We start from the raw sequence: 8,506 nt of genomic DNA on the forward strand, positions 1-8,506 counted from the left end.
TACCGCATCATGCAATGTTGCAGTACAATTATGTCCAACTGCATCAGTAACAATAATTTGATACATGCCAGCTCCAAGATTAATTAAATCTTTAGTAGTAGAATAATCGGCACCGTTTTTTGTCCATTGATACGTATAAGGTTCATTACCGCCATTAACATCAATAGAAATCGCTCCTGTAGTCTCATTATGGCACAACACATTGGTTGAGTTTATTACAGCTACTCTAAGCTCATTAGGTTCTTTTAAATCATAATTTAATTGATTAGCTAGAGCGTAAGGACCACCTGGATTGGCACTATCTGTAACATAAACGCTGTACATTCCTTTGCTTAGGTTAGTGATAGTACTTTGGTTTTCTCCTAGAAGAACAGCATTACCCTTTTTCCATACATAGGTATATTTTCCAAAACCACCAATCACTTCGGCAGTAAGTTTTCCGTTAGTACCACCAAAACATTTTATAAAAGCAGTTTCATTTATATTTACTTTTAATTCAGGATTTTGAGTGACTGTAAAAGATTTAGAATTTGTACATCCACTACCATCTGTTACTACAAGTTTATATACACCTGCCTCTAGGTTTGATAAATTCAATGAGTTTTTTGTACCTGTAAATTTATCTGAAGTCCAAGAATAAATAAAATTACCTTCTCCGCCGGTAGGACTATTAATAAAAGTAATTGCCCCCGTCTTTTGTCCATAAATCGAGACAGGACTTATGGTTGGTTGAGGAATTGTAATTGGATTATTTGGTTGAGTAATTGTAAAATTAAAAATTTTAGGACAATATTGGTCACTTACTGTAATTGAATAATTACCGGCTTTAAGTCCAGTAATAGTTGCTGTAGTTGAAGTTTTATTGAGTATTCCAAGTCCAGTATAATCAAAGGTGTAAATATTTCCGAGCGGAGATCCCCCATCAACAGCTATTGTAATAGCACCGCTTTGATCACCAAAACATTTAACATTTGTTGGGGATTCAGTAATTATCATTTGATCAGGTTCTGTAAGAGTTAATTCTGCAGAAACAGTCGGATTTTTGCTGTCCTTTACTACTACTTTATAAGTCCCTTTACCTAAATTTGAAAGTGATGCATTACTTTCGTTGGATAGTAAGTTAGAATCTTTATACCATGAGTAGTTATAAGTCTCATTAGCATTCAGTGTTCCTCCTGAAGCTACAGCGGTCAGTTTTCCTGTAGTACCTCCAAAGCATAGGATGTCATCATTTTTGTTAATGGATACAGATAAAGCTTCCAAATTAATTGTTTCAGTGTCATTTGTAGGGCTACAATTATTAGCATCTGTTACTTTAACAGTATAGATACCATTTGAAAGTCCCTGGATATGATTTTCTGTTATGGGTCTATTAAATGTATTATCTCCAACTTTTGACCAAAAATATTTATAAGTTCCGGTACCACCCGATGCGTTTATAGTGATTGTACCGTCATTGGCGGTAGATGATGAGGGTTGTGTTTGATTTATAGAGGTTATTATTACAGACGTAGGGTCTGTAAAAGTAACTGATCCAGGGATAGAGCATACTGGAACAGCCGCGTCTGTTATGGTGTAATTGTAGGTTCCAGCTTTACCAGATAAATTTTTACCATTGTTGGTAATTAAGGCAGCTCCCGTCCAAGCTACATTATAATTACCCGTACCTCCTGAAATAGCTAATGTAACGCTACCGTTATTTCCATTACATAGAGGCTCTATTTTATTTTCTGAAACAGTTATTTTTTTATTTTGTTTTACTTCTACTATATTTGATGTTGCTGTGTTTTTTGTATCACTAACTACAACATAATAAAATCCTGCCGTTACCGCAGTAGTTCTTGCATCCGAAATTGAAGAAGCATTTGAACCATTACTATTATCGCATTTGTACCAAGAATAGGTGTAATTCTTAGTGCCTACATAAGGATAACCTCCTGTAGCAGTGTTATTATTTATAGCTAGCGTTGTTGTACCACCAAAACAACCAATTATATTAGGTTGAATAAGACTGATTAGTAATTCGGCTGGCTCGTATATTATGAAAGGAATTGGTGAGCTGACACAACCATCTTTTGAAGCTATAACGGTATATTCGCCAGCTGAAAAATTAATCCAAGTATTTGGATTATTTAGATCTTTTATAGGGGTAAATGTATTGCCATTTTTTAACCAAGAATAGGTATAGGGTTCTGTTCTCCCTTTAAAAGCGATATATAATTTTCCATCAATTTTACCAGAACCTGTAGTAGCTGTTGTTGTATATGTTCCATCTATTACAATCTCAGTAGGATTTGTAATAACTATTTTTTTAATACCAGTAGGTGTCTGAGAAAATCCTATTGTAGTTATTGATAAAACAAGGAATGTTATAAATTTTTTCATGATTTTGTATCATTTTTAGTATTGTCAATACAGTTTTTATTGTCTTCTACTTTTATGGAATTATTTCCAGCATTTATTTCAATGGTTATTGGAGAGGTAAACTCAATTTTTGGGTCATCATTTAAATAATAATAGTAAGGTGATGTTCCTCCAGAGGCAGTTATGGTTATTCTGCCTTTTTCGCCATAGCATTTTGGCTGGGTTTCCGTTGCTGAAAAAGAAAAAAGAGTAGGAGATGATATTGTAAAACTTTTTTGTATTGCAGGATTACTTAGATACTCTTTGTTACCTACCGTTTTTTTCGTGTAGTAAGTAAGTATGTACTTTTCAGCAGGTAAATTCGTCCAAGTATAATTAGTGGGATTAGTCATTAAATTTTTAGTAATAGTTTTATTGTCATAAGGGGCATAAGTGCTATTGTCATATTTCAAACTCATTTCATATTGCTCTCCATCTTGAAGTTCTCTCTCAAATGTGAAGGTTACTGCTCCATCATTCGAATAAGAGCAGCTAGTAAAATTTTGGGATGATGTCGTTGTAATTTTAGGTGTACATGGAGTAATATTGTAAATAATAATATTTGTTTCAAATGTTTTCGGCTTTAAAAAGAGCGGTCCCACATCTCCCTCAAAATTCGTCACAAATCCATCATAAAGACCATCAACAGTATAGGAACCTTTTATAAATAGAGGTCCATAATAATCTTTAAGATCAGGGAACTCATTGATTTTTAGATTTAAATCATTTGTATTTATGCTATTGTAAAGGATAGCATTTGGAGCTACTGTATAAATATCAATCCATTCCCCAGAAATAGGATGCTTGTAATAGTAGTTAGTAATTAGTTTGTTTTTAATGCTAATGCTTTCACAACTGCCAATATTGTCATTTGTTTCTGGATTATCTAAAGAAAAAGCTCTTATTTCTGCACTTGCCGAACAAGCAAACAAGGATTCAGTTCCAAGGGAATTATATTTTTCTAAAGTAAATGAAATATTTTTATTTTCATTACAATCGTTAGTATCCAATGTTTCGCCTCTCAAACTAAATTTTAATGGATAGTCCGCTTCTGTTAAATTGATCAGTGTATCTGTTTTTTTTCCAATGGGACTATTGTAAGGAAATGAATTTGAGTGACCGTAAAAATCCTCGTAAATCTTGACACCATTTTTATTCTCTATCTTAATTGTAGAGTAAAATTGAATAGAGGCAGATTGCGGATTGTATTCAACTATGATGTTTTTAGGTTTCTGAGAATAACTATTCACAGAAATACAAAGTAAAAAGAAAGTAATAATTTTTTTCATATTTTTTCGTCTTCTTTAATATTGTCAATACAGCTTTTACTGTCTACTACTTTTATATAATTGTCTCCAGCATTTGCATCAATGGTTTTTGGGGAGGTAAACTCAATTTTTGGGTCATCGTTTAAATAATAATAGTAAGGTGGTGTGCCTCCAGAGGCAGTTATGATTATGGTACCTTTTTCGCCATAGCATTTTGGTTGGGTCTCTGTTGCTGAGAAAGAAAAAAGACTAGGAGATGATATTGTAAAACTTTTTTGTAAAGGAGGATTACTTAGATATTCTTCGCTACCCACTGTTTTTTTTGTATAATAGGTAAGTTTATAGTTTTCAGATGGTAAATTTGTCCAAGTGTACGTTGTTGGAGTAGTCATCGAATTTTTAGTAATAGTTTTATTTCCATCTAGGACTGCTGCACCATTTTGATAAAAAAGAGCCATTTCGTATTGTTCACCATCTTGCAATTCTCTCTCAAATGTGAAGGTAACTGCACCGTCTTGTGAATAGGAGCAGCTAGTAAAATTTGGAGAAGATGTTGAGATAATTTCCGGAGCTTTTCTAGTAACATTGTAAGAAATAATATTAGAATATACATTTTCTTCGGTAATAGACGGGTCCGAATCAATGACTACTCTAAAGTCTATAAAACCAGTGTAATCTAATGGGATAAAATTTGCAGTTATAAATTCAAATTCTTCATTAAAAGAAGTACTTATATTCATTTTTTGAAATTGACTTCCATTAAGTTTGTACTCCCAATGAAACCTTTGTGTTCCACTACAACCAGTTGCTTTTAATTTGATTTTATCCGTTAACACGTTATTTACTCCTGGTGATGTAAGTACTTGGTTACTAATTAATTCGAAATAGGGTCTTAGATTTGAAGCACCATAGCCAATGGTGGTTTCGCAATCTTTTGTTATTGTTACAACAAGAGAAGCCAACAACTCATATATGTCTGTTTGATTATAATCAGTGTAAGTCTCATAATCTAGTGTATATGAGCTAGGTTTTTTATCGAAAATTAAATATGGACCAACTTCTCGTATTGGACACAACCAAATACCATCGTCTGAACTTATATTATAACTGAAACTTGTTGTAGCTCCCCCATAATAGGGTGTTGGCAGACTATAATTGCTGCATCCCCCATAGTTAGTTTTCATTATATATAAAACCTGCGCAGAGGAGCTGGTAGTTGTTATTAAAACTAATAAAATAAATAGTATTTTTCTTTTCATAAACATATTAATTAGTATCAATACAGTTATTGGCATCAGTAACTTTTACGTCATACGATTTAGGAAGTAAATTTTTTAGATGATAAAAACCTTCTATTTCTTGTACAGGGAATTTTTCAATATTGTCTAGATAAAATCTATAGGGACCTGTACCACCCGTTACATGAATTACAAGTTCGACTGTATCATTGTGGCATAAGGGATTTACTCCTGATACGCTAAACTGCAACTCAGGAGCGGGAGATATTGTAAAACTATTACGTAGTGCTGGACTGTTGGGATAAACCGTTGTGCCTACTTTTTTTGTTATATAGTAAGTTAGCTGGTAATTTTCAGCCTCTAAATTATTCCAAGTGTACGTTGTTGGGGTAGTCATCGAATCTTTAGGAATTGTTTTATTCCCATCTAAGACAGCACGACCATTTTCATACAAAAGAGCCATTTCATATTGTTCACCATCTTGCAATTCTCTCTCAAATGTGAAGGTAACTGCACCGTCATTCGAATAAGTGCATTTAGTAAGATTAGGAGCTGAGGTTGATACGATTTTAGGAGTACATGGCGATATATCAAAAGGTAAAATATTAGTAAATTGCGTACCAAATCCTGCTTGGAAATATACTTTTGTTTTATTTTCGAAGCCAGCCAATTCATTAATCTTAAATGATATTGATCTTTGCTCTTGAAATTTAGGGGCAAAATCTTCCCAATTTGAACCATCAAATCTATATTGCCAATTCCAGCCATCATGTAACTCAATTATATCTTCTGGACATTTACTCCTAAGCACATCTGTTGATGTTACATGAATTACATATAAATATGTCTCCGCAATACAACCAACAATGCTTTTACTCGGTTCAGTCAGTAAATTCCAATTTATTGAACCTGACTGGTAACATAGGTTATTTTCGCTACTATCCTCAAAATTATAATAAATATCTGCTTCATTATTACTAATCGTCCAGAACTCTTCAAAATATTGTGTTTGACCTAATACATTAGTATACAAGTTTAATGAATTTGTTTCGATATTTATATTATGATTAGCTTTAACTAATTCACCTTTTCCATTCGGAAATGCGGGAGGTTGTATAGTCTTAACGAATATACCATACTCACTTTGGGAATATGCAGCATAATTTACTATTAAAACAAGCATTAGAAAGGTAATTTTTTTCATACGCCTAGTCATATTTATTTTCATCAATACAGCCATTACTGTCTACTACCTTTATTTTGTACTCTTTGGGTGCTAAGTTTTTTAGATGATAAATACCGTCAGTCCCATTTATTGGTGTTGGAATTATTTCTATTGTGTCATCATAAAACTTATAAGCACCTGTACCGCCTTTTACCCTAATGACAATTTCAACAGTACCATCGTGGCATAAGGGGTTTTCAGCAGAAACAATCTCGAATTGTACAGCTGTTGGGTCCTGATATTGAAAATCTTTATCGGTTTCAGGTACTCCTCTCTCCTTTACTCCTTGAAAAGCTTGATATTTTATAGTGTATTTTTCTCCGTTTTCTAATCCTATAACATTATTGTAGGTATATTGTAATGTATTAACAGCGTCAAAGGCAATAATTTCGGAAATTTGGTTTCCAGTAAGTTCTCCAGTTTTTTTAATAATTTGAAAATTGTTTAATTTTTCATTTTTGATAGGATCTAATGGTCTATCAAAAGTCACAATTACAGTCATAGGATCACCACTACAATTTGGTTGAATTGGGTTTAAATTCGTTATTACTGGAGCACAAGCAGAGTAAGTTATTGAAATTGGATCTGTAAAAGGTCTGTTTTGATAGCCCAATCTGAAATAGAGTTGCTTATTAAAGTAGTTGCTGTGAATATCACCTAAAACATCTTTAACTGAAAAATTTGTAGTTGGATTATTGTTGAAATTTGTCGGCACATCTATCCAAGTTTGTTGATTGTCTAATGAATATTGCCAGTGGTACGCTTCATTAGGAAATCCGGCAGGAAACCCAGCTAATTGTAATTGTTCTCCAGAACATAAAGTTGTTAAAGTATTGCTTTTTTGAATACTTACGTTGGGCTTAAATTCAGTAACAAATATTGATGAAAAGCATCCAGAACCACTAGGAAATACACCTTTTATAAGTTCCGAAGCAGTTAACGAAATAGATATATCTCTCCTACATGGGCCATATTCTCCATTTGTATCATCAGGATTAATAGCAGCTCGAAAATTAAACATAAAATCATCATAATGTGAGATATTTCTAGTGATCTCTTCACTTGTTGGTTCAAATACGTAAACAGATTTATTATTGGAAATCAATTGTGCTCTTGAACCATTAGTACTTTCAAAAATATAACTCATCTCGTAAGAAATATTTTGCCCATGGCTCTTAATAAAAAAACAAATCAATGACAAAATGAAAAGTTTTCTCATAATCTTAAAATTTAACAGTATAAAAATCCATTTTAGACATTCTTCCATCTTTGAAAATCGCTCTAATCCCGTACTTGTAATTAGTGTTTATGGTAATGGTTGGATCAGACAATTGTCTTTTTTTCCCATCTACAATTTGTATTAACTGTAAAGCATCTTTCTCAGAGGCTTTGTATATTTCAAAACTATCGACCAAGGGATTGCTGTAATTCCAAGATAGATCAATGGTGTTACTTGTTTTGTTAGTTTGAGCAAAAAAACCTTTTATTCCTTCCATCACTCCGTAAAAAGGAACAAAAGTTGATAGATTAGGCGAAGGCAGCGATTGCAGATTTGAATCATCTTTTGCGAAAATGGCGTACGTATAAGTATACCCTTCCTCAACAGACTTGTCTTGAAATTGTTCTTCTTTGTTTTTGGTTTCAAAAACAAGTTTCCATTCCTTTTGATCGTTTTGTTTTCGATACAATTGGTGTACTGTCACATCTTCACTTTGGCTGTTAAACCATTCTAAGAAAACCCCTCCTTCTTTAATTTCATATTTAGAAAAAACGGGAGATGCGGGAGGAATAATATCTGGCTTTTTTAGAACAAGTGGTTCTGAAAATTCAGACATATTGTATCTGTAATCTACAGCAATCACTTTGTAATACACTTTACTATTTAAGGTTTTAAGTATTACTTTATCTTCAAAAGTATTCTTTTCATTTGGGCTCACTGTCAGCTGACTGTATTCCTCAGATGCATTGTATGCTTTATAGATTCTATACCCCAACAAGTCTTTTTCTTTATTGGTATCCCATAAAATTTTTACCACGCCTAGACTGTCAATAGTTCCTTTTAATCCAACGGGTTTACTAGGAGGTATTGAATCAATTGGCTGAACAAGCATTGGGAATGAGGCTCTACTACTCCCCTGTTTCCCAACTGCGGTTATAGTAAAATAGTTGGTTGCGTTTAATTTATTGTAAATTACGTTGCGAGACTTAGGCGAAATGTTTTTTATTACAGTAACATAATTACTATCTTCCTTATCAGAACGATTGAGTTCAAAACCAGTTATTTCGTCATTCCCTTCCTCTGGAAATTCCCATACTAGGTTAACAGTTGTATCATCTTTAAATTCTTTTACGGTAAGGTGAGGAACATATTT

6 protein-coding genes are annotated in these 8,506 nt (G+C 33.1%); all 6 read right to left on the reverse strand.

What is annotated here, in order from left to right:
• On the reverse strand, positions 1 to 2,385 hold a 2,385-nt coding region (locus AC061C_RS14895), incomplete at its 3' end, for a SprB repeat-containing protein (protein ID WP_478291825.1).
• Positions 2,382 to 3,692: a SprB repeat-containing protein gene (locus AC061C_RS14900; protein ID WP_478291826.1), complete on the reverse strand. Its 1,311-nt coding sequence runs from the start codon at positions 3,690 to 3,692 to the stop codon at positions 2,382 to 2,384. The genes AC061C_RS14900 and AC061C_RS14895, both read right to left, overlap by 4 nt.
• A complete protein-coding gene (locus AC061C_RS14905; RefSeq protein WP_478291827.1) occupies positions 3,689 to 4,855 on the reverse strand; it encodes a SprB repeat-containing protein in 1,167 nt (388 codons plus the stop codon). The genes AC061C_RS14900 and AC061C_RS14905 overlap by 4 nt, the downstream gene beginning before the upstream one ends.
• An 82-nt stretch (positions 4,856 to 4,937) precedes the next feature.
• Positions 4,938 to 6,125 (reverse strand): hypothetical protein, encoded by a 1,188-nt coding sequence (locus tag AC061C_RS14910; RefSeq protein ID WP_478291828.1) that lies wholly within the window; start codon positions 6,123 to 6,125, stop codon positions 4,938 to 4,940.
• The gene (locus AC061C_RS14915) at positions 6,118 to 7,353 is read right to left on the reverse strand and encodes a hypothetical protein (protein WP_478291829.1); all 1,236 of its coding nucleotides are present in this window, start codon (positions 7,351 to 7,353) and stop codon (positions 6,118 to 6,120) included. Before AC061C_RS14915 ends, AC061C_RS14910 begins: the two co-directional genes overlap by 8 nt.
• 4 nt (positions 7,354 to 7,357) lie before the next feature.
• Positions 7,358 to 8,506, reverse strand: a 1,149-nt coding sequence (locus AC061C_RS14920) for a fibronectin type III domain-containing protein (RefSeq protein WP_478291830.1), incomplete at its 5' end; no start/stop codon positions are given.

It is taken from the genome of Flavobacterium sp. GNP010, from assembly GCF_056428945.1.